The organism is Bradyrhizobium sp. Kon58 (assembly GCF_055807455.1).
Genome location: NZ_JBVVOT010000336.1, coordinates 1 through 297, shown reverse-complemented (window position 1 = coordinate 297; position 297 = coordinate 1). Strand labels below are relative to the sequence as shown.

Annotated in this window: 1 protein-coding gene; it reads right to left on the bottom strand. The window is 60.9% G+C overall.

What is annotated here, in order from left to right:
• A partial coding sequence (locus AC0L20_RS40680) for a hypothetical protein (protein ID WP_473295774.1) occupies nucleotides 1–297 on the bottom strand: 297 nt, incomplete at both ends.

Below are 297 nucleotides of genomic sequence, written 5' to 3'. Positions count from 1 at the left end.
GAACACGTTGCGGGTGGTCAGGTCCTGCTGCCAATGCTGGCGGCTGACGGTGTTGGTTTTCGCGTCGTAGCCGGTCTGGTAGGTGTTGTCGAAATCGCTGTCGAGCTTGAATACGCCGAGGGTGTGGCGCAGTTGCCAGTTGTCGTTGAGCTCATAGGCGAGCTTGGAGCGCAGGGACTGGGAAGTGTCGTCGATGTAGTCACCGCTGGAGAAATAGGTGGTGCTGCGACTCACATCGGCAGGGCGTCCGTTGACGCCAGGAACGCCACGGTCCGGCGTGCGGTTGTAGCGGCTGTA